Source organism: Curtobacterium sp. MCPF17_046 (assembly GCF_003224295.1).
Classification (GTDB): Bacteria; Actinomycetota; Actinomycetes; order Actinomycetales; family Microbacteriaceae; genus Curtobacterium.
Genome location: NZ_QKLB01000004.1, coordinates 19,809 through 42,596 on the forward strand (window position 1 = coordinate 19,809; position 22,788 = coordinate 42,596).

The following is a 22,788-nucleotide window of genomic DNA, read 5'->3' on the forward strand; positions in this document are numbered from 1 at the left end:
GGCGGGACGGTTCGTCATGGTACATCCGCACGGCCGCCGTTAGCCTTGCCGCATGGCCGACATCTTCAGCGTCGTCGCGGACCCGACGCGCCGGGCGCTGCTGGGCGAGCTCCTCACCGCCCTCGGTGCCGACGCGACCGGTGGCGAACTGAGCGTCGGGCAACTCGTCCTGCGACTCGGGGTCAGCCAACCGACCGTCTCGAAGCACCTCCGCGTCCTCCGCGACATCGGTCTCGTGACCAGCCGCGAGGAGGGGCAGCACCGCTACTACCGGCTCGACCCGGAGCCCCTGCTCGGCATCGAGGAGTGGGTCGTCCCCTTCACGACCGCCGTGGACGCCGACGGCACGCCCGCGACCACGTCGTGGACGCCGGACGGTCAGCCGGTGTCCGTCCGGAGGACCGGTGCGGCCGGCAAGGCGACCGTCGAGGTGGGCACCGAACTCGGTCGGGTGATGGCCGAGGCGTCGCACCGCGCGACGGTCGCGATCACCGGTGCGCAGCAGGGCTGGGAGCGGGTCGTCGACCGGAGCCGGCGTCGCTTCACGAAGCGGCCCGAGGACGACTGAACGGTTGCTGGACACCGGGCTGCACGCGCCCCTACAGTGACCAGGGACCACACAGGTCACACCACGAGCCAGCCCGAAGGCGGACCATGACCGGCAGTTTCGACGACGTGCGCTTCCTCACCGTCGCGGAGGTCGCCGAGATGATGCGCGTCTCCAAGATGACGGTCTACCGCATGGTCCACGCGGGGGAGCTCCCCGCCATCCGCTTCGGCCGGTCCTTCCGGGTGCCGGAGTCGGCGGTCGCGGAACTCCTGCGCGGCGGCATCGCCGACGTCGGCTGACCCGCACGCAGCACGACCGTTCCACACCGGGCGTCCACCGTCCGTTCCGGCGCCGTTCGACATCGCAGCAGCCAGCCGGTAGACTCGGGCAGGTTGATTTTCCGCGGCTTCATCGGCCCGGTGTCCGTACATCAGCATCAGTCCGAGCGAGGTCCACATGGGTTCTGTCATCAAGAAGCGTCGCAAGCGCATGGCGAAGAAGAAGCACCGCAAGCTCCTTCGCAAGACGCGCCACCAGCGTCGCAACAAGAAGTAGGTCGAGAGACCCGCAGCAAGAGCCCCGGTTCGCCGGGGCTCTTGCGTTTCCCGGGTCCGTCGACGACCGCACCGGGACGTCGCCGCCGGACACGCTGCCTGGAGGCCCGTCAGCACGTCGGGAGTGCCCGCACCGGCGCGGGTAGCCTGGTCGCATGCCAGCCGTGACGCTCCTCACCAAGCCCGGATGCCACCTCTGTGACGACGCCCGTCCGATCGTCGAACGTGTCGTCGCCGCCCGTCCCGGGGTCACGTTCGAGGAGCGGTCGATCCTCGACGACGACGCCCTCCGCATGGAGTACGCGGAGGACATCCCCGTCGTGCTCGTCGACGGACGGGTGCACAGCAACTGGCACGTCGATCCCGAGCGACTCGCCCGGGCGCTCGAGCAGGCGGAGGCCCGCGCATGATCCGCCACGTGGTCTCCTGGACCCTGCGCGAGGACCTGGACCGCGACGACGCCGTGGCCCGGATCCGGGAACTCCTGACGGGGCTCGTCGGGGTCATCCCGTCCATCAGGTCGCTCCAGGTGGTCGAGAACGTCGCGTACCCGGGGAAGAACCAGGACGTCGCCGTCGTCGCGGAGTTCGACGACCTGGCCGGTCTCGACGAGTACCAGGTGCACCCCGACCACCAGGCGGCCGCCGCCGAGATCCGCGGTCTCGTCACCGCGCGGGCAGCCATCGACTGGCAGGACTGAGCGGCGCGGGTCGCCGCTGCCGGCGCGCCGCCGCTGCCGGTGCGCCGCCGCTGCCGGTGCGCCGCTGCTGCCGGCGCGCGTCGGACAGGCCCAACGAGAACCGGCTCGAACCACGGACGTCCGTGGTTCGAGCCGGTTCTCGTTGTGCGGCGCCGGTCGGCGCCGCTCCCGCGCCGGTCGGCGTCGGTCGGCGCCGGGCTACGGCGTGAGGCGCGTCGGGCCGCGGAAGAGGTACGTGACCTCGCGGATGGACGGCTCGCCGAGCATGAGCATGAGCACGCGCGCGAGGCCCATGCCGAACCCACCGTGCGGCGGGACGCCGTAGCGGAAGAAGTCGAGGTACCAGCCGAGCTCGGCGGGGTCCAGGCCCTTCTCCTCCGCCTGCGCGGTCAGCACGTCGACGCGGTGCTCGCGCTGCGCGCCCGTGGAGATCTCGGCACCGTTGAACAGCAGGTCGTAGCTGTTCGTGAGCGTCGGGTCGTCGGCGTGACGCATGTGGTAGTACGGCCGGATCGAGGCGTCGTAGTCGGTGACGAAGACGAACTCGGAGCCGTGGTGCTCCTTCGCCCATGCGGAGACGCGGCGCTCGCCCTCGGGGTCCAGGTCACCGTCGGCGCGGACGACCTCGTAGCCGCTGTCCGCGACGATCTTCCGCGCTTCGGCGAGGGTCACACGGGGGAACGGCGTCGTCGGGACCTGCAGCTCGAAGCCGAAGACCTCCTCGATCGCGGTGCCGTACTTCTCCTTGACGGCCGTGATGCCGGCGACGAGGACTTCCTCGTGCATCGCCATGACGTCGGCGTGCGACTCGATCCACGAGAACTCGGCGTCGACGCTGGTGAACTCCGTGGCGTGCCGGCTGGTGAACGAGGGGTCGGCGCGGAACGCGTCAGCGATCTCGAACACGGCGCCGAAGCCCGCGGGCTGTGCCATCTGCTTGAAGTTCTGCGGCGACTGCGCCAGGTACGCCGTCGTCTCGAAGTACTCGAGCTGGAAGAGCTCGGCGCGGGACTCCGATGCGGAGGCCATCAGCTTCGGGGTGTGGATCTCGATGTAGTCGCGCTCGACCCAGTACGTGCGGAACGCGTGCTCGAGGGTCGTCTGGATGCGGAAGATCAGGTTCTGCTTGCGGTTGCGCAGGTCGAGGAAGCGCCAGTCGAGGCGCTTGTCGAGCGAGGAGTCGTCCGCGATCGGGGTCTCGGGGATGGCGGCACTGACGACGGTCAGTTCGCCGACCTTGACCTCGAGCCCGCCGAGCTTCACGCGCTCGTCCGCCTTGAGCGTGCCGGCGACGTGGATGAACGAGCCGTGCGCGAGGCCCGAGATCGTCTCGGTGGTCGCGAGGGCCGCAGCGGACGCGTCGTCGCCCTCGGTCGCTTCACGCGTCGCGGGGTTCACGAGCTGGACGGCGCCGGTCTCGTCGCGCAGCACGACGAACTGCACCTTCTTCTGATCGCGGACGGTCTCGACCCATCCGGCCACGGAGACGGGGCCGTCGGGGAGGCTTGCCAGGTCGGCGATGCGGGTGCGTTCGATCACGGTCGTCGAGTCTACCGGCCGGGCGCGGGAACGGCGTCGCCTGTGCAGAACCCGGGTCCGGGAGGTGGCCTTCCGCCCACAGCCGCGACTCGTCGCTCGGCTGTCCACAGTCCGGCCGGGAGGCCCGTGCCGGCCTGGCGACGTCCGTAGCGTCGTCGTCGTGGCCAGGTCGTAGGACGAACGGGGCGGTACCCGTGACGGAGGGTCCGGGAAGGTGCTGCGACCTGGTCACCCCTCCCGCTCGTGCCGGACGAGCGCGCCCGCGTCAGGCGGACGTCCCAGCAGACGGGAGAGGACGGATCAGGGCAGCGAGGCGCGCAAGGACCCGAGTGTGCCGATGAACTCCTCGGCCATGGCCGCCCGCTCCAACAGCTTCGCGTGCCGGGCGGTGGCGTCCTCGAGGAACGCGTCGAGCCGGGCGGCGAGGTCCGCGGCCTCGGCAGGGTCGCCGGCCGTCAGTCCGTCGACGACGCGGAGGAGCCCGGCCATCTCCTCGAGCGTGAACCCGAGCGGCTTCATCCGCCGGATGACGAGCAACCGCTCCAGGTCACCGGCCGTGTAGACGCGGAATCCGCCGGCGGTGCGGCCGCTCGGGACGAGGAGCCCGACCTCGTCGTAGTGCCGGATGGACCGGAGTGACATCCCGGTGCGCTCGGCGAGTTCGCCGATGTGCATGGTCGCGGGGACGTCGGGAACGGTCATGTCCGACATCGTGGCAGAGCCCGGTGGGTGGGAGGCTGACCGCGCGGCCGCGCCCGCCAGCGGGACGCCCGGCCGCGCTGCCCTCCCGCTGGTCGCCGCGCTCCTGCTGTCGGGGCCTCGTCATCCCTACCCTCACGTGAGGGTAGGGTTGCGGCGATGTCGATCTCCACCGCTGCTCCCGTCACGCCGAGCGTCCGCACCGCCCTGCGGTCCCCGCGCCTCCTCACCCGGGAGGTCCTGGCGGGGGTCGTCACGGCGCTCGCCCTCATCCCGGAGGCGATCTCGTTCTCCGTGGTCGCGGGCGTCGACCCCGCGGTCGGCCTCTTCTCGAGCGTCGTCTTCGCGATCGTCATCTCGGTCGTCGGCGGCCGGCCGGCGATGATCTCCGCCGCTGCCGGATCGGTCGCGCTCGTGATCGCACCCCTCGTGCGGGACCACGGCGTCGCGTACCTCGTCCCGGCGATCGTGCTCGGCGGCGTGTTCCAACTCGTGCTCGGGTTCCTCGGCGTCGCGCGGCTGATGCGCTTCATCCCGCGGAGCGTCAACCTGGCGTTCGTCAACGCGCTGGCGATCCTCATCTTCACCGCGCAGCTGCCGAACCTCCTCGGCGACGGAGTGCCACCCGTCGTGTGGCCCCTGACCGCCCTCGGCGTCGCGCTCATCGTCGGCGTCCCGTTCCTCACCAAGGCCGTCCCGGCACCGCTCATCGCCGTCGTCGTCGTGACGGCGATCACGATGGTGTTCGGCATCGCGGTCCCCACCGTCGGCGACGAGGGCTCGCTCCCCACCGCCCTGCCGGGGTTCACCGGCATCACGGTCCCGTTCACCCTGGACACCCTGCGGATCATCGCGCCGTACGCCTTCGGTGTCGCGATCGTCGGCCTCATCGAGACGCTGCTCACCGCGCAGCTCGTCGACGCCGTCACCGAGACCCGCTCGAGTGCCTGGCGGGAGTCGTGGGGTCAGGGGATCGCGAACGTCGCCTCGGGCTTCTTCGGCGGCACCGGCGGGTGCGCGATGATCGGGCAGACCGTCATCAACGTCAAGACCGCGGGTGCCCGCACCAGGGTCTCGACCTTCGTCGCCGGGGCAGCGGTCCTCGTCCTGACGATCGTCCTGCACGACCTGGTCGCACAGATCCCGATGGCGGCGCTCACCGCGGTGATGCTCATGGTCTGCGTCGCCACGTTCGACTGGCACAGCATCCGGCCGCGCACCCTCCGCCGCATGCCCCTCGGCGAGACCGCCGTCATGGTCATCACCGTGCTGGTCGTCGTGGCGACCGAGAACCTCGCCACCGGGGTCCTCGTCGGGGTCGTCGTCGCAGCACTGGTGTTCGCCCGCCGGGTCGCCCACGTCGTCGAGGTCGTGCGCGAACCGGTCGACGAGCGCACGGTCCGCTACCGGGTGCGCGGGGCACTGTTCTTCGCGTCCTCGAACGACCTCGTCAACCGGTTCTCCTACGCCGAGGACCCCGAGCACGTCGTCGTCGACATGTCCGAGGCGCACGTGTTCGACGCGAGCACGGTGGCCGCCCTGGACGGGGTCGAGCAGCGGTTCGCGAAGCACGGGTCCACGGTGGAGGTGGTCAACCTGAACACCGGTTCGACCGCCCTGCACGGTCGGCTGTCCGGGCACCTCGACTGAACGGTCCCGAAGTCCGTGGATCCGCTGTGGGGCCGGTGGACGAGCGGGACCGACCTACACTGGAACCCATGCCCGCGACCAAGATCCACCTCGTGCGGCACGGCGAGGTCCACAACCCCGACCGTGTCCTCTACGGGCGGCTCCCGGGCTTCGGTCTGAGCGAGCTCGGCACCCGGATGGCCCAGGCCTCGGCCACCGCCTGGAAGGACGCCGGCATCGACGTCCGGGCGATCGTCGCCTCGCCGTTGCAGCGCACGCAGGAGTCGGCCGCGCCGTGGGCGGCGGTCTACGGCCTCGACGTCCGCATCGACGAACGGCTCATCGAGCCGACGAACCGCTACGAGGGCCAGCCGCCGGGGTTCACCAAGCGCTCGGTCCGTCGGCCGAGTGAGTGGCCGTGGATCGCGAACCCCATGCGCCCGAGTTGGGGCGAGGCGTACGAGTCGATCGCCAACCGGATGCTCGCCGCCGTCACGACCGCGTGGGAGAGCGTCGACGAGGGCGACGTCGTCCTCGTGAGTCACCAGCTGCCGATCTGGATGGTGCACCGTCGGCTGGCGGGGGAGCCCCTCTGGCACGACCCCCGGAAGCGCCGGTGCGACCTCTCGAGCATCACGACCCTCGTGCGGACCCCCGGCACCGCGGCCGTCCGGTTCACCGAGGTCGGGTACGCGGACCCGGCGGCAGAGCTCCGCGCCTCGGCCACCGACGAAGGAGCAGTGTGATGCGCACAACCCGCACCCGGACCCGGACCGCCGGTGCTGCAGCGATCGCGATCGCGACGGTGCTCGTGCTCGTCGGCTGCTCCTCGAGCAACGACTCCCTGTCGAAGCAGTACGGGAACGGCAGCACCCAGAACTACATCTCCGGGACCGGTGCGGTGACCGAGGTCGCGGCAGCCGACCGCTCCGACCCCGTCGACTTCACCGCTGAGTCGATCACGGGCGACGAGCTGTCGTCGAAGGCGATGCGCGGCGACGTCGTCGTCATCAACTTCTGGTACGCCGGCTGCCCGCCGTGCCGGGCAGAAGCGAAGCACCTCAACACCGTGCACGACCGGTTCGCCGACGACGACGTGCAGTTCATCGGCGTCAACGTCCGTGACGAGGCCGGTACCGCCGAGGCCTTCGAGCGCAAGTTCGGCGTCGACTACCCGACGGTCCTCGACGCCCGGACCGGCACCATGCAGCTCGCGCTCTCCGGTGAGATCGCCCCGAACGCCGTGCCGACGACGATCGTCCTCGACGAGCAGGGCCGGGTCGCAGCGCGGGTCCTCGGTGCGGTCGACGGACCGGGCATCCTCACCACCCTGGTGGACGACGAACTGACCGGCAAGGCGTCCTGACCGGTGTCCAGCGGCAACCCCTTCGCCGACGCGATCTTCAGCGGGCAGCTCCTCGTCGGGCTGCCCGTGGCGGCGCTCGCCGGGCTCGTCTCGTTCCTGTCGCCGTGCGTGCTGCCCCTCGTGCCGGGCTACCTCGGGTACGTGGGCGGGATCGCCGACGGCTCGCGGCACTCGCGCGGCCGCGTGCTCCTCGGCGTGCTCCTGTTCGTGCTCGGCTTCACCGTCGTCTTCGTCCTGGGGTCCGCCGCGGCGGGCGTGGTCGGCTTCTGGCTCGTGCGCTGGCGGGACCTCATCGTGCAGCTCATGGGCATCGTCGTGATCGCGATGGGCCTGGTCTTCATCGGACGGTTCACGTTCCTGCAGCGGACCGTCAAGTCGTCCTTCACCCCGCGCACCGGGCTGCTCGGCGCCCCGCTGCTCGGCATCGTGTTCGCGCTCGGGTGGACGCCCTGCATCGGCCCGACCCTGGCGGCGATCAACCTCATCAGCTTCCAGTCCGGCAGCGCCTGGCAGGGCGTCGTGCTCGGCATCGCGTACTGCATCGGACTCGGCGTCCCGTTCCTGCTCGTCGCACTCGGCGCCGGATGGGCCTCGGGCGCGATCGGCGTCGTCAAGCGGCACATGCGCACCGTCAACATCATCGGAGGAGCGATCCTGATCGTCATCGGTCTGCTCATGGTCACCGGCATCTGGTCGGCCGTCATGTCGAGCGTCGGGGCGGTGATCCAGAGCTTTGTCCCCGCGGTCTGAGCGCAACGAGGACGACCTGGTCGACGAGGCCGGGACCGGTGCCGACCGCACGTCGGACCCCCAGCGACCGTCCGACCACGTCGACGGGACCCCGGCCGCGTCGAGCGCCCGGGACGACGGGATCGCGCAGCCGAAGCTCGGTGTCGTCGGGTACCTCCGCTTCGCCTGGCGTCAGCTGACGAGCATGCGCACGGCGCTCTTCCTGCTCATGCTGCTCGCCCTCGCGGCCATCCCGGGGTCGCTCGTGCCGCAGCGGCAGGCGGACCCGAACGGCGTCGTGCAGTACGAGAACGACCACCCGACGCTCTTCCCGGTGCTCGACAAGCTGCAGGTGTTCGACACCTACACGTCCGTCTGGTTCTCGGCGATCTACCTGCTGCTCTTCGTCTCGCTCATCGGCTGCATCGTGCCGCGCACCCGCCACCACTGGCAGGCGCTGCGGACACGGCCCCCGAAGACGCCGGCGCGACTCGGTCGGCTCGCCGGCTTCCGCACCGTCGCGGTGACCCCCGAGACGGTCCGTGCCACCGCGACCGGTGCCGGCGCGGAGGGCGTGGCCGCGACCGCCGGGGCGGACGCCGCCCCGGGCCTCCCGTCCGTCGACCACGCCGTGACGTCCGCGATGGCGCAGCTGAAGCGCTCCGGCTACCGCGTCGAGCGGTTCGGGGACTCCGTCAGCGCCGAGCGCGGGTACCTCCGCGAGACCGGCAACCTGGTGTTCCACGCGGCCCTCGTGGGTGTGCTCCTGGCCGTCGGCCTCGGTGGCGGGTTCAGCTACACCGGCCAGCGACTGCTCGTCGAGGGGCAGACCTTCACGAACGTCCTCGGCTCGTACGACTCGTTCAACCCCGGCCGCTGGTTCTCGCAGTCGGACCTGCAGGGCTACAACCTGACGCTCGACGACTTCGAGACGAAGTACGAGGAGACCAACCTCGACGCACTCGGGCAGGCGACCGACTACTCCGCGACCGTGACCGGCCGGACCCGGGACGGCGCGGAGAAGACGAGCCGACTCGGCGTGAACGAGCCGCTCGCGATCGGCGGGACGAACGTGTACCTGCTCGGCAACGGCTACGCGATGCAGGTCACGGTGCGGGACGGCGAGGGCGACGTGGCGTTCCAGGACGTCGTGCCGTTCCTGCCCGAGGACGCGAACTACACCTCGACCGGCGTCATCAAGGTCCCGGACGCGTCACCGGACCAGCTCGGTATGATCGGGTTCTTCTACCCGACCGCGGTGAAGCAGAGCACCGGCGCCTTCGCATCGGCGTACCCGGACACCGAGAACCCGATGCTGTCGCTGCAGGTCTACACGGGCGACCTCGGCCTGGACGACGGTGTCCCGCAGAGCGTCTACCAGCTCTCGACGAAGGGGCTGACGCAGATCGCGGGCCGGCAGGCGGACACCCCGAGCATCTCGATGAAGCCCGGCGAGACGAAGCAGCTCCCGGACGGCGCCGGGTCGATCACCTTCGACGGGGTGAAGCGCTACGTGTCCCTCGACGTGCACCACGACCCGTCGCAGCTCTGGGTCGCCGCCTTCGCGATCCTCTCCGTGCTCGGCCTGCTCACCTCGCTGTTCGTCCCGCGCCGACGCGTGTGGGTCAAGGCCGTGCGGCGGACGGGTGCGGAGCACGGGGAGTTCGACCTCGAGTACGCGGGTCTGGCCCGCGGTGAGGACCCGAACCTCGAGCGGGCGGTGGCGGACATCGCCCAGCGGCACATGTCGGACCTCGGAGTTAGGATCGCCCAGTGAACACGACAACCCTCGCCACCTACTCGGTGGTCCTGACGTACTCCGCGATGGCGGTCTACGTCATCGCGTTCATCTCGTTCGCGCTCGACATGGCCAAGCGCGCCGGAGACGTCGGCGCGGCCGGCTCGGCGACCGGAACCGCCTCGCGTGACGGGGCAGCGGCCACGGTGGCGACCGTCCAGGGCGGCACCGTCGTCCTCGAGCGCGTCGAGCAGCAGAGCCCGGGCGGCGGTCAGCGCGGATCCCGGTTCGAACGGGTCGGCATGGCCATGACGGTGCTCGCCCTCGTGGTGCACGTCGGCGCGATCGTCCTCCGGGGCATCGCGGCCGAGCGGGTGCCGTGGGGCAACATGTTCGAGTTCTCGCTCACGGGCACGGGGCTCATCATCCTGGTGTTCCTGCTCGTGCAGTTCTGGCAGGACCTCAAGTTCCTCGGTGTGTTCATCACCGGCCTGACGATCATCCTGCTCGGCATCGCGACGGTGAACTACTACGTGCCCGTCGTGCCGCTGCAGCCCGCGCTGCAGTCGTACTGGCTCGTCATCCACGTCTTCGTCGCCATCGCCGGCACCGGGTTCTTCGCCCTCGGCGCGGGACTCGCGGTCGCGCAGCTCGTTCAGACGTACCGCCTGGGACGTCCGGAGTCGCGGAAGCTGCGCTTCATGGCGACGCTGCCCGACGCGGACCGCCTCGAGGTCCTCAGCTACCGCGTGATCCTGGTCGGCTTCGTGCTCTGGACCTTCACGCTCATCGCCGGCGCGATCTGGGCCGAGCGCGCCTGGGGCCGGTACTGGGGGTGGGACACCAAAGAGGTCTGGACCTTCATCATCTGGGTGCTCTACGCCGGGTACATCCACGCCCGCGCGACCCGTGGGTGGCGTGGTGCGCGCTCGTCGTGGCTGGCGCTCATCGGCTTCGCGGCCGTGATGTTCAACTTCTCGGTGGTCAACGTCTTCTTCAAGGGGCTGCACAGCTACTCCGGGCTCTGACACCGGCGCGTCGACGACGCGGCTCCGGACGGACGGGAGGCCCGACACCAGCTGGTGTCGGGCCTCCCGTCCGTCGTGTGGGCGGCGTGGTCACCGCGCGGTCAGGAGCGCGTGCACCCGACGCAGTCGCGCCTCCCACCACGCGGTGCGGTCGGGGGCCGCAGCCCAGCGCTCGAGCAGGGCGGTGTCCGCCTTGACCCGGCGCACGGCGATCCGCCCGTCGACGGGCACCAGCGGGTCGGCGGTCACGTCGCCCGTGAGCATCACGCCCGTGCCGAGTCCGGCGGCGTAGCCGGGGGCCATCGCGGCGGCGGCGAGGAACGCGCCCATCCCGAGCCCGACGGAGGTGTCGAGCGCGCTGGAGACCACGCAGGGCAGGCCGGCCTCGGCGATCACCGCGCGTGCCGCGGTGACGCCGCCGAGTGGCTGCGCCTTGACCACGAGGACGTCGGCGGCTCCGGCCCGGGCCACGGCCAGCGGGTCCGCGGCCTTGCGGACGCTCTCGTCGGCCGCGATCAGGACACCGAGGCCCGCCACGCGCGACCGGAGGGCGGCGAGGTCCGCGACCGAGGCGACCGGCTGCTCGGCGTACTGCAGGCGGAACGGAGCGAGCCGTTCCAGGGCGCGGGTCGCGTCGTCGAGCGACCAGAGCCCGTTCGCGTCGACGCGGACGGCGGCGTCCTCGCCCATCGCGCGGCGGACGGCGGCGACCCGGGCGACGTCGTCCTCGATGCCCGTCCCGGGCTCGGCGACCTTCACCTTCGCGGTGGTGCACCCGGGGTAGCGCCGGAGCAGGTCGGGGACGTCCGCCGCGGCGATCGCGGGCACCGTCGCGTTGACCGGGACCGAGTCGGCCGCCGGTCCGTGCGGCGTCCACCCGAAGTCGATGGTGGCGCGGAGCCACGCGGCGGCCTCGGCGTCGTCGTACTCGACGAAGGGGGAGAACTCGGTCCACCCCTCGGGGCCGCGGAGGACGAGTGCCTCGCGCACGGTGATGCCGCGGAAGCGGACCCGCATCGGCAGGGCGACGACCCTGGCGGTCGCGAGCAAGTCGTCCAGGTCGGGGACGGCGGCTGTGGACGACGGCGGCGCGCCGCGGTCGGACGGTGATGACGGAGCGGTCGGCGGGGTCACATCGGGCACGCCGCCATCCTCGCAGCACGCTCCATGTGTCCTCCCGGCTGTTCCGAGGGGACCGCCAGGGCAGCGCACTACCATCGCTCCGGTCGACCACCGGTCGGCCGGGTCGGCACCGTCCACGGAGCCGACCGTGGAGCGACGAGGTGGATCGACGAGGAGGCCCGGTGGCGACCGACGAGTTCGCGCGGCTCATGCGCCAGGGCACCGTCGACGTCCGCCGTCAACCTGCCGACCGCCGTCGCCGCAACCCCGTCATCGGGAAGATCGCGCTCGGCCTGGCCGTCGTCGCCGCGGCGGTGGACGCGAGCGCCTTCGCCGTCTTCATGGGCGGGGACACCACGTTCGCGTTCGGCATCTGCTTCGTGGTCGTCTTCCTCACCCTGGTCGCGGCGGTCCTCGGGTTCATCTCGGCCGTCGGGTCGTTCGGCCGCTGGTACGGGGTCGTCGGGGTCGTGCTCGCCTTCTTCGCGAACCCGGTGATCCTGATCGTGCTCGTCGTCATCGTCGCGCCGGAGATGCTCGCCGGCATGCAGTAGGAGCGGTCCGACCGGGCGGGAGCGGACCTGGCCACCGGGGCCCGCGGTAGGTTCGGGACATGCCCTCTGCCGTCTCCGACCTGTTCGACCCCGACGTCTGGACCGCTGCTCCGATCGCCGAGCGGTTCACCGACGTCACTTACCACAAGCACGTCTCCGGCGGCATCGTCCGGGTGGCGTTCGACCGCCCCGAGGTACGGAACGCCTTCCGCCCGCGTACGGTCGACGAGCTCCACCGGGCACTGGACGACGCCCGCCAGGACCCCCGCGTCGGCGTGGTCCTGCTCACCGGCAACGGACCGAGCCCGAAGGACGGCGGGTGGGCGTTCTGTTCCGGCGGCGACCAGCGCATCCGGGGCCGGAGCGGCTACCAGTACGTGGGCGACGAGGGCGCTCCGCCGGAGGGCGTCGACCCCGCTGCCGCCCAGGCGTCGATGGGACGGCTGCACATCCTCGAGGTGCAGCGCCTCATCCGGATGATGCCGAAGGTCGTCATCGCGGTCGTCCCCGGATGGGCAGCGGGCGGCGGGCACTCGCTGCACGCGGTCTGCGACCTCACCATCGCGAGCGCGGAGCACGGGAAGTTCAAGCAGACCGACGCCGACGTCGGCTCCTTCGACGGTGGCTACGGCAGCGCCTACTACGCGAAGCAGATCGGCCAGAAGCTCGCGCGTGAGGTCTTCTTCCTGGCCGAGGAGTACTCCGCCCAGCGTGCCTACGAGATGGGCGCCGTGAACAAGGTCGTGCCGCACGAGGACCTGGAGCGCGAGGCCATCCGCTGGGGCGAGACGATCCTGGGCAAGTCGCCGACCGCGATCCGGATGCTCAAGTACGCCTTCAACGCGGTGGACGACGGCATGGTCGGTCAGCAGGTCTTCGCCGGCGAGGCCACGCGGTTGGCGTACGGCACGGACGAGGCCGTCGAGGGCCGCGACTCCTTCCTCGAGAAGCGCTCGCCGGACTGGACCGCGTTCCCCTGGCACTACTGATGCCGCGTCCGCTGGTCGCGACGAGCGCGGCCGACCCGCTGGTCGTGCTCCGCGGACTGGAGGCCGCCCTGACCGGCGGCCCCGCACTGCTCCCCGTCGCGGTGGACGGTCCGCCGCTGCCGACGCGAGCGCCGACCCACGTCCCGCAGGGGGTCGCCCTGGTCGTCGAGACGAGCGGCTCCACCGGGACGGGCAAGCGCGTGGCGCTGTCTGCGGCGGCGCTGGTCGCCGGTGCCGCCGCCGCGGACGCGGCCCTCGGCGGTCCGGGCGGCTGGGTGCTCGCCCTGCCGACCCACTACATCGCGGGCCTCAACGTGCTGACCCGGTCGATCGTCGCGGGCACGACCCCGGTCGTCGTCCCGCCCGGGCACTTCGACGCCGGGGCGTTCGCCGACGCAGCGGACCGGCTCGAGGTCGGCCCGGCAGGCCCGCGTCGGTACACCTCGCTCGTGCCCGTCCAGCTCGCGCGCGTGCTCGACGACCCCCGGGCCACCGCGGCCCTGGCGCGGTTCGACGCGGTGCTGGTCGGCGGGCAGGCGACCCCCGCCGCACTGTCCGACCGGGCGCGCGGTGCCGGTGTCCGCGTCGTGACGACGTACGGCGCGAGCGAGACGAGCGGGGGCTGCGTCTACGACGGCGTCCCCTTCGACACCGTCCACGCCGAGGTGCTCGACGGCGAGCTGCAGCTGACCGGACCGATGCTCGCCGAGGGGTACCTCGGTGACGACGAGCGGACAGCGGCCGTCTTCACCGAGCGTGACGGCCGTCGCTGGTACCGCACCGGTGACGCCGCGACGATCGAGGACGGACGCGTCCGGGTGTCCGGTCGACTGGACGACGTGGTCGTCTCCGGCGGGGAGAAGGTCCCGCTCGGCGCGGTGGAGCGGGTCGTGCGCGAGCTGCCGGGCCAGGACGGCGCGGTCGTGACGCGCCGGGCGTCGGGGGAGTGGGGCGAGGTGCCGGTCGTGGTGACGGAGCGGGCCGTGCCGCTCGAGGTCGTCCGGGCCCGCGTCGGCGACGCACTCGGCCGTGCCGCCCGTCCCGCCGTGGTGCTCGTCGTGGACCGCATGCCGATGCTCCCGTCGGGCAAGCCCGACCGACGAGCCGTCCGCGCGCTGGCCGATCCGGACGCCTGAGCAGCCCGGGCTCCTGACCCGCCGGGTCGTCCCGCCGGTGGTGGTCGTGCGACGGACGCACCACGCGCGGATACGATGGGCGGTCGTGGCAGGAGCGAAGAAGACGACACGTCCCAAGGGCAGGTCCGGCAACCCGGCGAAGGCGGCAGCGCCGCAGCGGAACACCCGCCGCGCGACCGCGAGCGACTGGATCGGCGGAGCACGGCTGCGGACCCTGACGCTCGGCGTCGTCCCGGTGGTCCTCGGAACCGGGGTGGCCTACGTCGACAGCCGGGTCCCCGGTGACTTCGGCTCGTTCCTGTCGACGGACGGACGCGTCGCCATCGCGCTGCTCGCCCTCGCCGTGGCGCTGTTCCTGCAGATCGGCGTCAACTACAGCAACGACTACTCGGACGGGGTCCGCGGCACGGACGAGTTCCGGGTCGGTCCGGCCCGGCTCACCGGATCGGGGCTCGCCCGACCGCGGACGGTCCTGACGGTGGCGCTGACGTTCTTCGGTCTCGCGGCGGTCGCCGGCCTCGTCATCGTGCTGCTCACCCAGCTGTGGTGGCTGCTCTTCGTCGGAGCAGCAGCCATCGTCGCCGCCTGGTTCTACACCGGTGGGAAGAAGCCCTACGGGTACAACGCGCTCGGCGAGGTCTTCGTCTTCGTGTTCTTCGGGCTGGTCGCGGTGCTCGGCACCCAGTTCGTGCTCATCCGTCAGGTCACCCTGAGCGGCTGGGCCGCAGCGGTCGCCGCGGGCCTGTTCGCGTGCGCCGTCCTCATGGTGAACAACATCCGTGACATCGACGAGGACACCGCGGCGGGCAAGCGCACCCTGGCGGTCGTGGTCGGTCGGCCGGTCGCCCGCGTGCTGTTCGCGCTCTTCCTGATGCTGCCGTACGTCGTGCTCGTCTGGTTCGTGTTGCTCTACTTCCGGAGCGGGTACACGTACTTCTCGCTCCTGCTCGCGCTGCCGGCGCTGGCGATCGGCGTGTCCTCGCGCAAGCCCCGGGAACTCATCACGGCGTTGCAGCTGTCGTCGTTCTCGGCGCTGGCGTTCGGGGTCGTGCTCGCCGCGACGCTCGCCGTCCAGCCGTAGCGGCCGGACGCCTGCGCTGCCGCTACTGCTTCGCGGTGTCGGTGCCGCCCGTGCCGGTGCGGCCCGCCTCGTGAGCGGGGTCGGTGTCGGCGGCGTCGACGAAGTCGTCCTCGAAGTCGCTGTCGGCGTCGCGCTCCGGGCGGGCCCGGCGCTGGGCGATCGACGACGTCACGGCGCTCCGGAGTCCGGGCAGCGCGATGTACGACACGAGCAGGCCGATCAGGGCTGCGCCGATCGCCGCCCAGTACCAGGGCAGGCCGACCAGCAGCAGCAGGAGGAGCGCCGCCGCGAAGATGCCGAGCCGGGCGAGGGTGTAGACGAGCCACGCTTTCATCTTGCAAGTGTACGGACGCACGGCTCGGCGTCGCCGTGACGGTCGGAGGGCGGTCACAGGCTGCCGACCTAGACTCCGGAGATGGTCAGACTGTGGCTCGTCATCGTCGTCGCCGCCGTGGCGTTCACGGTGTTCGCGCTCATCGACTGCGCCACCATGCCCCGGTCCCGCGTGCGGTCGCTGCGGAAGGGCATCTGGGTCCTGCTCGTCCTCGTGCTCCCGGTCGTCGGCGGCGTGCTGTGGTTCCTGCTCGGCCGGACGTCGGCGCGCGGGCAGCGCGGTGGCGGGGGCGGCGGTGCCGGGTACCGTGGTCCCGAAGACGACCCGGACTTCCTCGGGGGCACGACGCCTCCCGGGCTGCTGAGCGATGACAAGGACCAGGACGACGCGACCCTCCGATCCCTCGAAGAACAGTTCCACGACGGCGACGACGACGGCCGCCCCGATCGCTGACGGACCGTCCGCTGACGGACCGTCCGCTGACGGCAGCGTCGCGTCCGGCAGCCCCGCGACCGACTTCGCACTCGCGTTCCTGCAGGAGCTCGCGCGGGCCGGCGTGACCGATGTCGTCGTGAGTCCCGGTTCCCGTTCGCAGGCCCTGGCACTCGCGGCCGTCGCCCTCGAGCGCGCGGGCGGCATCAGCGTGCACGTGCGCCTCGACGAGCGGACGGCCGGGTTCTTCGCGCTCGGTCTCGCGGTCGAGTCCGGTCGACCCGCTGCGGTCGTCACGACCTCGGGCACCGCGGTCGCGAACCTGCACCCTGCCGTGCTCGAGGCACACCACTCCGGCGTGCCGATGATCGTCGTCTCGGCCGACCGGCCCGCCGAACTCCGCGGGATCGGCAGCAACCAGACCACCGTTCAGCCGGGCATGTTCGGGTCGGCCGTCGACTTCGTCCGGGACGTGCAGGCGCCGAGCACCCACGGGGTGGACGACGACGTGCGCGCCACCGTCCGGGCCCTGGTCCGGGAGGCCGTGGCCGCTGCCGCCGGTCACGCGGGGCAGCCCGGCCCGGTCCAGCTCGACCTCGCGTTCCGCGAACCGCTCTCCGCCGGACTCGACGGCGTCGAGGGCGTCCCGGACGACGAGGTCGACCGCGAGTACGCGCTCCGCCGCACGGCCGCAGCGCTGCCGGCGGCGGAACTCGCCCCCGACGACGAGCCGGCCACGGTCGTGATCGCCGGGCACGACGCCGGCGTCGACGCCGAGCGCATCGCGTGGGAGCTCGGAGCGCCACTGCTCGCCGAGGTCTCCAGCGGGGCGCGCTTCGGACGCAACGCCGTAGCGGCCTACCGGGACCTCCTCCGGGACGAGTCCTTCGGCGGTCGTGTGCGTCGGGCCGTCGTGCTCGGGCACCCGACGCTGAGCCGCGAGGTGCCGGCGCTCCTGCAGCGCGCGGACGTCGAGACGATCGTAGTCCGCGGAGCCGGTGCCGACGTGTACGACCCGGCACGGGCCTCCCGGCCGTCGGCGTCCACGCAGGTCGTCTCGGACGTCCGCGTGACCGGACCGACCGGCCCCGCGCACCGCGCCTGGGTCGGACGCTGGGTGGCGGCGAGCCGGTCGCTGCTCGGCGGCGGCGACGCCGGACCGGACCTCGACGCGAAGCGGTCCGCGGACCGCGCCGAACGGAACCGGTTCCTCAAGGACGAGGTCGCGCTGCGCCGTCGTCCGGTGGACCGGGCCATGCTCGCTGAGGCCGTGTGGGGAGCGACGTGGCCGCACGACCGACTGGTCTTCGGGGCGTCCCAGATCATCCGCGAGGCCGACATGACCGTCCCGGGCAAGAAGATCCGGGTGCACGCGAACCGGGGTCTGGCGGGCATCGACGGGACGATCTCGACAGCGCTCGGCATCGCGACCGCGCTCGAGGCCGCGGCCGGCACGGTCGGCACGACCCGCGTCGTCGTCGGGGACCTCACGTTCCTGCACGACCTCGGGGGTCTCGTCACCGGGACCGAGGAACACCGCCCACGACTCCAGGTCGTCGTGGGGAACGACGGCGGCGGCGCGATCTTCCGCGGACTCGAGGTCGCCGCGACCACGGCACCCGAGGACATGCGGCGGATGATGACGACGCCGCAGCACGTCGACGTCGAGCGCGTCGTGACCGGGCTCGGGTGGGAGTACCGGCGCGCGGCGACGTGGGGGGACCTGGAGCGCGTGCTGACCGACCCCGCCGGACGTGTGGTCATCGAGGTGCCGCTGGCGGACTGAGCGTTGCGGACCGGACGGTCGTCCGGACGTCCGCTTGTCCGGCCGGTCGTCCCGGCGCTCAGGCCAGGGCGTCCGTGATCGGTCGGAACTTCAGCCGCGTCTCCGCCACCTCGCGCGCCGGGTCCGAACCGGCGACGATCCCGGCACCGGCCCAGGCACGGACGGTCCCGTCGTCCTCGATCTGCGCGCTCCGCAGGGCGAGCATCCACTCGCCGTCACCGGAGGCCCCGAGCCAGCCGACGGGACCGGCGTACCGACCGCGGTCCACGCCCTCGAGCTCGGTGACCAGGCGGACGGCGACGTCGGTCGGGGTGCCCGCGACGGCGGCGGTCGGGTGCAGCGCGTCGGCCACGTCGAGCGCGGTGACCCCGGCGGGCAGCACGGCCTCGACGTCGCTGGCGAGGTGCCACAGGTTCGGCAGTTGCAGCCGGAACGGTTGCGGGTCGACGCGGAGGTCGGCTGCGATCGGACGCAGCGAGGCGACGAGGCTCGAGATCGCGAAGGCGTGCTCCTGCAGGTCCTTCGCGCTGGCGGCGAGCGTCTCCGCGGCCACGCGGTCGCTCTCCGCGTCGGCACCGCGGGCAGCGCTGCCGGCGAGCACCCGTGCGGTCAGCGTCCGGCCCTCGGTCCGGGCGAGCGTCTCGGGGGTGGCGCCGACGAGCCCGTCGACCGCGAAGGTGACGCAGGACGGGTACGCGGCCGCCAGGTCGAGCAGGACCGCGCGGCGGTCGGCGCCGGGCGGCAGCGTCCCGACCAGGTCCCGCGCCAACACGACCTTCTGCGCGCGGCCGTCCGCGATGGCACCGACCGCGGCGGCGACCGAGGCGGCGTACGCGTCCTCGTCCACCGCACCCGGGCGGAGCGGCACCGAGACGTGCGGGCCGACGCGGGGGACCGGGACCGACGTGCTCGAGAACGGCAGGGGTGCGGGGGAGTCCGTCGTGTCGATCGCGGTGATCCACGCGCGACCCCGCCGACGGCCGACCACGACACGCGGCACGATGAGCACGCTCGTCGCGTCGGAGTCGTCCGCGAAGGCGAACGTCCCGAACGCCACCAGTCCGCTACCCCGCATGCGCACCGGGTCGTCGACGGTGGCGGCGGCGGTGACGTCGCGCCAGACGGCGGACGCCTCGCGCATCCGACCCGGGCCGGAGAACTCGAACCGGAGCGCCTCGCCGATGCCGACGATCCCGTCCCCGTTCCGCACGAAGGCCAACGGGTGTTCGGCGAGGGTGTGGCGGAGCACGGCGCCCGGGTCGTCGAGGATCCGGGTCGAGACCGTGAGCGGCTGCACCGCTGTGGCGGGACGGGTCACGGACCGATGCTACGCGCCGACCCGCACGGCGGCCGCCGGGTCCCGGGGCGGGTGTGCACACCGCCGCGCCCGTGCGGGACGCGCCCGGGGTGCTCCACTCCTGCACGGCTGCCGGGAAGCGCCGGGTCGCGGGCTCTAGGATGACCAGGTGAGCAGAGCGGACATGCACAAGCGGCCGGACGAAGTGGCGGCCATGTTCGACGACGTCGCGGCGAAGTACGACCTGACCAACGACATCCTGTCGGCCGGCAACGCCCCGCTGTGGCGCGTCGCGACGGTCAAGGCCGTCGACCCCCAGCCGGGCGAGCGCGTGCTCGACCTCGCGGCGGGGACGGGCACGAGCTCGGCGGCCCTCGCCAAGAAGGGTGCCGAGGTCACGGCACTCGACCTGTCGTCCGGCATGATCGCGGTCGGTCGTGAGCGCCACCCCGAGATCACCTTCGTGGAGGGCGACGCGGAGCACCTGCCGTTCGAGGACGAGTCCTTCGACGCGGTCACGATCTCGTTCGGGCTGCGCAACGTCAACGACCCGATGCAGGCACTCACCGAGATGCTCCGCGTCCTCAAGCCCGGTGGCCGGCTCGTCATCTGCGAGTTCTCGACGCCGCCGTTCGCCGCACTCCGGTTCGGCTACAACACGTACCTCAAGCGCGTGCTGCCGGGCATCGCCAAGCTCTCCAGCAGCAACCCGGCCGCGTACCGCTACCTGGCCGAGTCGATCGAGGCATGGCCCGAGCAGCAGGTCCTCAGCCAGTGGCTCCGCGGCGTCGGCTTCACGATGGTGGCGCACCGCAACCTGACCGCCGGGATCGTCGCGCTGCACCGCGGCCGGAAGCCCGTCGCCGGCAGCGTCCGCGAGTCGGCTGCCCGTCGTGCGAAGGCGCGTCGGGACCACCAGCCGACGGGCGAGCAGCCCCGCGTCGAGCCCGAGGCCCAGGCCTAGGCCCCGCGGCCCAGGTCCCCACCGCCACCTGCGAGTACGGAGCAGCAGTTGAACCCGAGTGTCCCGGTCGCACGACGCGCGCCGAGTCTCCGAGCCTCCCTGGGCATCGGGGAGCGGCTGTTCGCCACCCCCGCGGACCGGCGCTTCATCGCTGCGGTCGACGACGGTCTCGAGCTCGTCGAGCAGGGGCTCGAGGACGCCATGCGCTCCGCCGACACGCTGGCGGACACGACCAGCCGCTACCTGCTCTCCGCCGGCGGCAAGCGCATCCGCCCGACCCTGACGCTCCTCATCGCCCAGCTCGGCGACGGCGTGACCGACCACGTCGTGAAGGCCGCGGTGAGCGTGGAGATGACCCACCTGGCGTCGCTCTACCACGACGACGTCATGGACGAGGCGCCGGTGCGCCGCGGTGTCCCGGCCGCCCACGTCACGTACGGCAACAACATCGCGATCCTGACGGGCGACCTGCTCTTCGCCCGCGCCTCGCTCATCACGGCGGACCTCGGGCCGGAGGGCATCCGCATGCAGGCGGAGACCTTCCAGCGCCTCTGCATGGGGCAGCTGCACGAGACGACGGGCCCGCAGCCCGACGACGACCCGGTCGAGCACTACATCCAGGTCCTCAGCGACAAGACCGGCTCGCTCATCGCCACCGCAGCCCGGGCCGGCGTGATGTTCTCCGGGGCGGACCGCTCGCTGCTCGACGCCGTCGGCACGTTCGGGGAGAAGGTCGGCGTCGCGTTCCAGCTCGTCGACGACGTCATCGACCTCGCCCCGGCGAAGGACAAGACTGGCAAGATCGCCGGCAACGACCTCCGCGCCGGTGTCGACACGCTGCCGCTGCTCCAGCTCCGCCGTCGCGCCTCGGCCGACCCGGGCGCAGCGGCGCTGCTCGCGCGCATCGAGCGCGACGTGCGGGACGCCCCCGACGACGCCGTCCACTCGGAGGCGTACCAGAGCGCGGTCGCCGAACTCCACGACCACGAGGCGACACGGGCCACCCGGGCCCTCGCCGCCGGTTGGGCCGACGAGGCGGTGGCCGCACTGGCCCCGCTGCCGGACGGCACGGTGAAACGAGCCCTCACCCGGTTCGCGGAGACGGTCGTCGACCGCAGCCGCTGACCCGCGGCGGCGGTCCTCGGCCGCGTCCGCTGACCTGAACGAACTGGAGACCGATCAGTGCCCACCCTCCGACTCGCCATCGTCGGCGCCGGTCCGGCCGGCATCTACGCCGCGGACATCCTCCTGCGGGAGGCACGTGGCTTCGACGTCTCGATCGACCTCTTCGAGCAACTCCCGGCCCCGTACGGGCTGGTCCGGTACGGCGTCGCGCCCGACCACCCGCGCATCAAGGGCATCGTCAACGCGCTCCGCGACGTGCTCGACCGGGGTGACATCCGGATCTTCGGCAACGTGCGGTTCGGTCAGGACATCACCCTCGACGACCTGAAGCGGCACTACAACGCGGTCGTATTCTCGACCGGCGCCATCAAGGACGCCGACCTCGACATCCCGGGCATCGACCTGGACGGGTCGTACGGAGCCGCGGACTTCGTCAGCTGGTTCGACGGGCACCCCGACGTCCCGCGCACCTGGCCGCTCACGGCGGAGAGCGTCGCGGTGATCGGCAACGGCAACGTGGCCCTCGACGTCTCCCGCATCCTCGCGAAGCACGCCGAGGACCTGCTGCCCACCGAGATCCCGGCGAACGTCTACGAGGGGCTGCGCTCCTCGCCGGTCACGGACGTGCATGTGTTCGGTCGCCGTGGACCCGCGCAGGTGAAGTTCACGCCGCTGGAGCTCCGCGAGCTCGGCGAACTCCGCGACGTCGACATGGTCGTGTACGACGAGGACTTCGACCACGACGAGGCCTCGAAGCTCGCGATCCAGACGAACAAGCAGGTCACCGTCATCGACCGTGTCCTGCAGCAGTGGCGGAAGCGCGAGGTCGGCACGGCCAGCCGCCGCCTGCACCTGCACTTCTACGCGAAGCCACTCGAACTGCTCGGTGACGAGGACGGGAAGGTCCGCGCCATCCGCTACGAGCGCACCCGTCCGGACGGGCAGGGCGGCGTCGAGGGCACGGGGGAGGTCCGGGAGCTGCCGATCCAGGCGCTGTACCGCGCCGTCGGGTACGTCGGTTCGCCGCTGCCCGGCGTCCCCTTCGACGGGCGCTACGGCGTCATCCCGAACCACGAGGGTCAGGTGCTCGACGCCGACGCCACCCCGATCCCGGGCGTCTACGCGACCGGCTGGATCAAGCGTGGTCCGGTCGGCCTCATCGGCCACACGAAGTCCGACGCGATGGAGACCGTGCAGCACATCGTCACCGACCAGGGCAGCTGGTGGACGCCGGAGGACCCGTCCGAGGAGGCCGTCCCGGCGCTCCTCCGCGAACGCGGCGTCGACTTCACCGACCTGGACGGATGGCACGCGCTCGACGAGCACGAGATCGCGCTCGGCGAGGCGGAGGGCCGCGCACGCGTCAAGGTCGTGCCGCGGGACGAGATGATCGACGTCTCGCTCCGCCGCAGCCGCGCCGGGTCCCAGGGCTGACC

25 protein-coding genes are annotated in these 22,788 nt (G+C 72.1%); 20 read left to right on the forward strand and 5 right to left on the reverse strand.

Annotated elements, in window-relative coordinates; all coding sequences use genetic code 11:
• The first annotated feature begins 52 nt into the window (after nucleotides 1-52).
• The 5 genes from DEJ32_RS04760 to DEJ32_RS04780 all read left to right on the forward strand — a co-directional run bounded on the left by DEJ32_RS04760 (nucleotide 53) and on the right by DEJ32_RS04780 (nucleotide 1,804).
• Entirely contained in the window at nucleotides 53-568 is a 516-nt protein-coding gene (locus tag DEJ32_RS04760) for a helix-turn-helix transcriptional regulator (protein ID WP_110900483.1), read from the forward strand.
• An 86-nt stretch (nucleotides 569-654) separates the two neighbouring features.
• Complete coding sequence (locus DEJ32_RS04765; RefSeq protein WP_058729786.1) at nucleotides 655-849, forward strand: helix-turn-helix domain-containing protein; 195 nt, start codon at nucleotides 655-657, stop codon at nucleotides 847-849.
• 157 nt (nucleotides 850-1,006) lie between these two features.
• A complete protein-coding gene (locus DEJ32_RS04770) occupies nucleotides 1,007-1,105 on the forward strand; it encodes a 30S ribosomal protein bS22 (RefSeq protein WP_003792170.1) in 99 nt (32 codons plus the stop codon).
• A 154-nt stretch (nucleotides 1,106-1,259) separates the two neighbouring features.
• Complete coding sequence (locus DEJ32_RS04775; protein ID WP_110900484.1) at nucleotides 1,260-1,514, forward strand: glutaredoxin family protein; 255 nt, start codon at nucleotides 1,260-1,262, stop codon at nucleotides 1,512-1,514.
• Entirely contained in the window at nucleotides 1,511-1,804 is a 294-nt protein-coding gene (locus DEJ32_RS04780; RefSeq protein WP_110824654.1) for a Dabb family protein, read from the forward strand. The genes DEJ32_RS04775 and DEJ32_RS04780 overlap by 4 nt, the downstream gene beginning before the upstream one ends.
• A 198-nt stretch (nucleotides 1,805-2,002) precedes the next feature.
• Here the strand turns inward: DEJ32_RS04780 and aspS are convergent, their stop codons facing one another.
• Both aspS and DEJ32_RS04790 read right to left on the reverse strand, forming a co-directional pair.
• Nucleotides 2,003-3,343, reverse strand: a complete 1,341-nt coding sequence (gene aspS / locus DEJ32_RS04785) for an aspartate--tRNA(Asn) ligase (RefSeq protein ID WP_110824653.1) — start codon at nucleotides 3,341-3,343, stop codon at nucleotides 2,003-2,005.
• A gap of 300 nt (nucleotides 3,344-3,643) precedes the next feature.
• The gene (locus DEJ32_RS04790) at nucleotides 3,644-4,045 is read right to left on the reverse strand and encodes a MerR family transcriptional regulator (protein WP_110890043.1); all 402 of its coding nucleotides are present in this window, start codon (nucleotides 4,043-4,045) and stop codon (nucleotides 3,644-3,646) included.
• A gap of 156 nt (nucleotides 4,046-4,201) precedes the next feature.
• Between DEJ32_RS04790 and DEJ32_RS04795 the strand changes: the two genes are divergently transcribed.
• The 6 genes from DEJ32_RS04795 to ccsB all read left to right on the forward strand — a co-directional run bounded on the left by DEJ32_RS04795 (nucleotide 4,202) and on the right by ccsB (nucleotide 10,532).
• Nucleotides 4,202-5,692, forward strand: a complete 1,491-nt coding sequence (locus tag DEJ32_RS04795) for a SulP family inorganic anion transporter (RefSeq protein WP_110824651.1) — start codon at nucleotides 4,202-4,204, stop codon at nucleotides 5,690-5,692.
• A gap of 68 nt (nucleotides 5,693-5,760) precedes the next feature.
• Nucleotides 5,761-6,417, forward strand: a complete 657-nt coding sequence (locus tag DEJ32_RS04800) for a histidine phosphatase family protein (protein WP_110900485.1) — start codon at nucleotides 5,761-5,763, stop codon at nucleotides 6,415-6,417.
• Nucleotides 6,417-7,037: a TlpA disulfide reductase family protein gene (locus DEJ32_RS04805; RefSeq protein WP_110824649.1), complete on the forward strand. Its 621-nt coding sequence runs from the start codon at nucleotides 6,417-6,419 to the stop codon at nucleotides 7,035-7,037. The genes DEJ32_RS04800 and DEJ32_RS04805 overlap by 1 nt, the downstream gene beginning before the upstream one ends.
• Before the next feature lie 3 nt (nucleotides 7,038-7,040).
• Nucleotides 7,041-7,787, forward strand: a complete 747-nt coding sequence (locus DEJ32_RS04810; RefSeq protein ID WP_110900486.1) for a cytochrome c biogenesis CcdA family protein — start codon at nucleotides 7,041-7,043, stop codon at nucleotides 7,785-7,787.
• Nucleotides 7,771-9,543 (forward strand): cytochrome c biogenesis protein ResB, encoded by a 1,773-nt coding sequence (locus tag DEJ32_RS04815; RefSeq protein WP_110890039.1) that lies wholly within the window; start codon nucleotides 7,771-7,773, stop codon nucleotides 9,541-9,543. The genes DEJ32_RS04810 and DEJ32_RS04815 overlap by 17 nt, the downstream gene beginning before the upstream one ends.
• Before the next feature lie 47 nt (nucleotides 9,544-9,590).
• The gene (ccsB, locus tag DEJ32_RS04820) at nucleotides 9,591-10,532 is read left to right on the forward strand and encodes a c-type cytochrome biogenesis protein CcsB (RefSeq protein ID WP_110824841.1); all 942 of its coding nucleotides are present in this window, start codon (nucleotides 9,591-9,593) and stop codon (nucleotides 10,530-10,532) included.
• A 90-nt stretch (nucleotides 10,533-10,622) separates the two neighbouring features.
• On the opposite strand, the gene DEJ32_RS04825 is transcribed toward ccsB, so the two are convergent.
• Complete coding sequence (locus DEJ32_RS04825; RefSeq protein WP_258368910.1) at nucleotides 10,623-11,591, reverse strand: o-succinylbenzoate synthase; 969 nt, start codon at nucleotides 11,589-11,591, stop codon at nucleotides 10,623-10,625.
• Between the two features lie 245 nt (nucleotides 11,592-11,836).
• Here DEJ32_RS04825 and DEJ32_RS04830 point away from each other — a divergent pair, with 245 nt between their 5' ends.
• The 4 genes from DEJ32_RS04830 (at nucleotide 11,837) to DEJ32_RS04845 (ending at nucleotide 15,414) form a co-directional block, all read left to right on the forward strand.
• Nucleotides 11,837-12,208 (forward strand): hypothetical protein, encoded by a 372-nt coding sequence (locus DEJ32_RS04830; protein ID WP_110824646.1) that lies wholly within the window; start codon nucleotides 11,837-11,839, stop codon nucleotides 12,206-12,208.
• Between the two features lie 59 nt (nucleotides 12,209-12,267).
• Nucleotides 12,268-13,197, forward strand: coding sequence for a 1,4-dihydroxy-2-naphthoyl-CoA synthase (locus tag DEJ32_RS04835; RefSeq protein WP_110824645.1), 930 nt, complete (start codon nucleotides 12,268-12,270; stop codon nucleotides 13,195-13,197).
• Nucleotides 13,197-14,333 (forward strand): AMP-binding protein, encoded by a 1,137-nt coding sequence (locus tag DEJ32_RS04840; RefSeq protein WP_110900487.1) that lies wholly within the window; start codon nucleotides 13,197-13,199, stop codon nucleotides 14,331-14,333. The genes DEJ32_RS04835 and DEJ32_RS04840 overlap by 1 nt, the downstream gene beginning before the upstream one ends.
• A gap of 85 nt (nucleotides 14,334-14,418) precedes the next feature.
• Entirely contained in the window at nucleotides 14,419-15,414 is a 996-nt protein-coding gene (locus DEJ32_RS04845; protein ID WP_258365933.1) for a 1,4-dihydroxy-2-naphthoate polyprenyltransferase, read from the forward strand.
• Nucleotides 15,415-15,436: 22 nt separating this feature from the next.
• Here DEJ32_RS04845 and DEJ32_RS04850 read toward each other — a convergent pair whose 3' ends face one another.
• Nucleotides 15,437-15,748: a DUF4229 domain-containing protein gene (locus DEJ32_RS04850; protein ID WP_110900488.1), complete on the reverse strand. Its 312-nt coding sequence runs from the start codon at nucleotides 15,746-15,748 to the stop codon at nucleotides 15,437-15,439.
• Between the two features lie 81 nt (nucleotides 15,749-15,829).
• On the opposite strand from DEJ32_RS04850, the gene DEJ32_RS04855 reads away from it, so the two are divergent.
• Both DEJ32_RS04855 and menD read left to right on the forward strand, forming a co-directional pair.
• Nucleotides 15,830-16,201 (forward strand): PLDc N-terminal domain-containing protein, encoded by a 372-nt coding sequence (locus DEJ32_RS04855; RefSeq protein WP_110900489.1) that lies wholly within the window; start codon nucleotides 15,830-15,832, stop codon nucleotides 16,199-16,201.
• Nucleotides 16,116-17,966: a 2-succinyl-5-enolpyruvyl-6-hydroxy-3-cyclohexene-1-carboxylic-acid synthase gene (gene menD / locus DEJ32_RS04860; RefSeq protein ID WP_110900490.1), complete on the forward strand. Its 1,851-nt coding sequence runs from the start codon at nucleotides 16,116-16,118 to the stop codon at nucleotides 17,964-17,966. Before DEJ32_RS04855 ends, menD begins: the two co-directional genes overlap by 86 nt.
• A 58-nt stretch (nucleotides 17,967-18,024) precedes the next feature.
• Here menD and DEJ32_RS04865 read toward each other — a convergent pair whose 3' ends face one another.
• Nucleotides 18,025-19,284, reverse strand: a complete 1,260-nt coding sequence (locus DEJ32_RS04865; protein WP_110900491.1) for an isochorismate synthase MenF — start codon at nucleotides 19,282-19,284, stop codon at nucleotides 18,025-18,027.
• Nucleotides 19,285-19,432: 148 nt separating this feature from the next.
• Here DEJ32_RS04865 and DEJ32_RS04870 point away from each other — a divergent pair, with 148 nt between their 5' ends.
• The 3 genes from DEJ32_RS04870 to DEJ32_RS04880 are packed head-to-tail and all read left to right on the forward strand — an operon-like array spanning nucleotide 19,433 to nucleotide 22,786.
• Nucleotides 19,433-20,227, forward strand: a complete 795-nt coding sequence (locus DEJ32_RS04870) for a demethylmenaquinone methyltransferase (protein ID WP_110824639.1) — start codon at nucleotides 19,433-19,435, stop codon at nucleotides 20,225-20,227.
• 48 nt (nucleotides 20,228-20,275) lie between these two features.
• The gene (locus DEJ32_RS04875; RefSeq protein WP_110890033.1) at nucleotides 20,276-21,352 is read left to right on the forward strand and encodes a polyprenyl synthetase family protein; all 1,077 of its coding nucleotides are present in this window, start codon (nucleotides 20,276-20,278) and stop codon (nucleotides 21,350-21,352) included.
• A gap of 57 nt (nucleotides 21,353-21,409) precedes the next feature.
• Entirely contained in the window at nucleotides 21,410-22,786 is a 1,377-nt protein-coding gene (locus DEJ32_RS04880; RefSeq protein ID WP_110900492.1) for an FAD-dependent oxidoreductase, read from the forward strand.
• Nucleotides 22,787-22,788: the final 2 nt, after the last annotated feature.

Excerpts from the sequence above, each read along its gene's own strand:
- DEJ32_RS04760 (WP_110900483.1), top strand. The coding sequence starts at position 53 with ATGGCCGACATCTTCAGCGTCGTCGCGGACCCGACGCGCCGGGCGCTG.
- ccsB (WP_110824841.1), top strand. The coding sequence starts at position 9,591 with ATGGCGGTCTACGTCATCGCGTTCATCTCGTTCGCGCTCGACATGGCC.
- DEJ32_RS04840 (WP_110900487.1), top strand. The coding sequence starts at position 13,197 with ATGCCGCGTCCGCTGGTCGCGACGAGCGCGGCCGACCCGCTGGTCGTG.
- DEJ32_RS04850 (WP_110900488.1), bottom strand. The coding sequence starts at position 15,748 with ATGAAAGCGTGGCTCGTCTACACCCTCGCCCGGCTCGGCATCTTCGCG.
- DEJ32_RS04775 (WP_110900484.1), top strand. The coding sequence starts at position 1,260 with ATGCCAGCCGTGACGCTCCTCACCAAGCCCGGATGCCACCTCTGTGAC.
- DEJ32_RS04795 (WP_110824651.1), top strand. The coding sequence starts at position 4,202 with ATGTCGATCTCCACCGCTGCTCCCGTCACGCCGAGCGTCCGCACCGCC.
- DEJ32_RS04770 (WP_003792170.1), top strand. The coding sequence starts at position 1,007 with ATGGGTTCTGTCATCAAGAAGCGTCGCAAGCGCATGGCGAAGAAGAAG.
- DEJ32_RS04835 (WP_110824645.1), top strand. The coding sequence starts at position 12,268 with ATGCCCTCTGCCGTCTCCGACCTGTTCGACCCCGACGTCTGGACCGCT.
- DEJ32_RS04790 (WP_110890043.1), bottom strand. The coding sequence starts at position 4,045 with ATGACCGTTCCCGACGTCCCCGCGACCATGCACATCGGCGAACTCGCC.
- DEJ32_RS04800 (WP_110900485.1), top strand. The coding sequence starts at position 5,761 with ATGCCCGCGACCAAGATCCACCTCGTGCGGCACGGCGAGGTCCACAAC.
- DEJ32_RS04780 (WP_110824654.1), top strand. The coding sequence starts at position 1,511 with ATGATCCGCCACGTGGTCTCCTGGACCCTGCGCGAGGACCTGGACCGC.
- DEJ32_RS04855 (WP_110900489.1), top strand. The coding sequence starts at position 15,830 with ATGGTCAGACTGTGGCTCGTCATCGTCGTCGCCGCCGTGGCGTTCACG.
- menD (WP_110900490.1), top strand. The coding sequence starts at position 16,116 with ATGACAAGGACCAGGACGACGCGACCCTCCGATCCCTCGAAGAACAGT.
- DEJ32_RS04765 (WP_058729786.1), top strand. The coding sequence starts at position 655 with ATGACCGGCAGTTTCGACGACGTGCGCTTCCTCACCGTCGCGGAGGTC.
- DEJ32_RS04805 (WP_110824649.1), top strand. The coding sequence starts at position 6,417 with ATGCGCACAACCCGCACCCGGACCCGGACCGCCGGTGCTGCAGCGATC.